Raw genomic sequence first — 2,355 nt, forward strand, 5'->3', positions numbered from 1 at the left:
CTGCGCGAGGGCAAGGACGCGGTGATTCCGGTCCTGCCGGTCGCCGACACCATCAAGAGCATCGACACCGACGGCTGGGTCACCGGGACACCGGACCGGTCCACCCTGCGTGCGGTGCAGACTCCTCAGGGATTCGACGTCGCGCTGCTGCGCCGGGCGAACGACGACGCCGGTGACGCCACCGACGACGCAGGCCTCGTCGAACGGCTCGGTGAGCGGGTGCACACCGTCGCCGGCGACCCTCTGGCCTTCAAGATAACGACGCCGTTGGACCTGGTCCTGGCCCGAGCGCTGCTCGCGTCGGAGACCGGAGCCCGGGAATCGGCCGAACGAGAACAGGAGCGTTAGCACCGTGCGAGTCGGTATCGGATCCGACGTCCACCCCGTCGAGGCAGGCAAACCGTGCTGGATGGCGGGGCTGCTGTTCGAGGGTGTCGACGGGTGCTCGGGCCATTCGGACGGTGATGTCGCAGCTCACGCGCTGTGCGATGCGTTGCTCTCCGCAGCGGGCCTCGGCGACCTCGGTTCCGTGTTCGGCACGGACCGGCCGGAGATGGCCGGGGCGAGCGGTGCGTCGATGCTCGCCGAGGTACGGCGACTGCTCCACACGAACGGTTTCACGATCGGGAACGCCGCGGTCCAGGTCATCGGAAATCGCCCGAAGATCGGCCCGCGTCGCGACGAGGCGCAGCGGGCCCTGTCCGACGTGCTCGGCGCCCCGGTATCGGTCTCGGCGACCACCACCGACGGGCTCGGCCTCACCGGCCGCGGCGAGGGTGTGGCGGCGATCGCGACTGCTCTGGTCCTGCCTCTCGGCACGGAACGGTAGGATCGTCGGTCGTGACCTTGCGCCTTTACGACACCGAAACGCGGGCCGTGCGGGATTTCGTCCCGCTGGTCCCCGGCCATGCCTCGGTGTACCTGTGTGGCGCCACCGTGCAGGGCGAGCCCCATATCGGTCATGTGCGCAGTGGCGTCGCGTTCGACGTACTGCGTCGGTGGCTGTCCGCGCAAGGCCTGGACGTCGCTTTTGTGAGAAATGTCACAGATATCGACGACAAGATCCTCCGCAAGGCCGCCGAGGCGGGCCGCCCGTGGTGGGAGTGGAAGTCGACGTACGAGCGCGCCTTCAACCGCGCCTACGACGCCCTCGGCGTGCTGCCTCCATCCGTGGAGCCCCGCGCGACCGGCCACATCACCCAGATGGTCGAACTGATGCAGCGACTCATCGACGCGGGCCACGCCTACGCGGCCGACGGCAACGTCTACTTCGACGTGCTCAGCTATCCGCAGTACGGATCGCTGTCCGGGCACAAGCTCGAAGACGTCCACCAGGGCGAGAGCGCGGGCCAGGGCAAGCGCGACCCCCGCGACTTCACGATGTGGAAGGCCGAGAAGCCCGGTGAGCCGTCCTGGCCGACCCCGTGGGGTCGCGGACGGCCCGGCTGGCACCTCGAGTGCTCGGCGATGGCCGGCTACTACCTCGGCGGGACCTTCGACATCCACTGCGGCGGCATGGACCTGGTGTTCCCGCACCACGAGAACGAGATCGCGCAGGCCAAGGCTGCGGGCGACGGTTTCGCGCGGTACTGGCTGCACAACGGCTGGGTCACCATGGGCGGCGAGAAGATGTCCAAGTCGCTCGGCAACGTGCTGTCGATCCCGAACGTGCTCAAGCACGTCCGGCCGCAGGAACTGCGGTACTACCTGGGCAGTGCCCACTACCGTTCGATGCTCGAGTACTCCGACGCGGCGCTGCAGGAGGCGGCCGCCGCCTACCGGGGTCTCGAATCGTTCGTGCTCAAGACCCGCGACCGCGCGGGCGACGTCCCGCTCGGGACCTGGACCGAGGCCTTCGCCGCGGCTCTCGACGACGACCTCGGTGTGCCGAAGGCGCTCGCCGAGATCCACGGCCGGCGCAGCGAGGGCAACAAGGCGCTCGACGCGGGCGACCTCGACGCCGCCGTGCACATCGCGGGCCAGGTCCGCGCGATGCTCGGCGTCCTCGGTCTCGACCCGCTCGATCCGCACTGGCTGGAGCAGTCCCGCGACGAATCTGCGGCGCTCGCTGCGCTCGACGTGCTCGTCGCCGCCGAACTCGAGCGGCGTCAGATCGCGCGCGCGGAGAAGAACTGGGCGGTCGCCGACGAGGTGCGCGACCGGATGGCGAAGGCGGGCATCGAAGTGACCGATACGCCGAACGGACCCGAGTGGTCCTTGAAAGCAGGGCAGTGATGGCTGGCAATTCTCAGCGCCGCGGAGCAATCCGCAAGGGCGGAAGCAAGAAGGGGCAGGTCGTCGGCTCCGGCGGTCAGCGTCGCCGTGGTCTCGAGGGTCGCGGCGCGACCCCGAAGG

At 69.4% G+C, this 2,355-nt stretch carries 3 protein-coding genes and 1 pseudogene; all 4 read left to right on the forward strand.

Annotated elements, in window-relative coordinates:
- The coding region (locus tag ACN675_RS28820) for an IspD/TarI family cytidylyltransferase (RefSeq protein WP_420754061.1) at positions 1–348 on the forward strand (348 nt) is incomplete at its 5' end.
- 4 nt (positions 349–352) lie between these two features.
- The gene (gene ispF, locus ACN675_RS28825; RefSeq protein WP_420754062.1) at positions 353–829 is read left to right on the forward strand and encodes a 2-C-methyl-D-erythritol 2,4-cyclodiphosphate synthase; all 477 of its coding nucleotides are present in this window, start codon (positions 353–355) and stop codon (positions 827–829) included.
- An 11-nt stretch (positions 830–840) separates the two neighbouring features.
- On the forward strand, positions 841–2,235 hold the full coding sequence (gene cysS / locus ACN675_RS28830; protein WP_420754063.1) for a cysteine--tRNA ligase: 1,395 nt from the start codon (positions 841–843) through the stop codon (positions 2,233–2,235).
- Positions 2,235–2,355: pseudogene (locus tag ACN675_RS28835) on the forward strand (23S rRNA (guanosine(2251)-2'-O)-methyltransferase RlmB); the annotation flags it as partial. The gene cysS and the pseudogene ACN675_RS28835, both read left to right, overlap by 1 nt.

It is taken from the genome of Rhodococcus sp. O3 (genome assembly GCF_048897285.1).
Taxonomy (GTDB): Bacteria; Actinomycetota; Actinomycetes; order Mycobacteriales; family Mycobacteriaceae; genus Rhodococcus.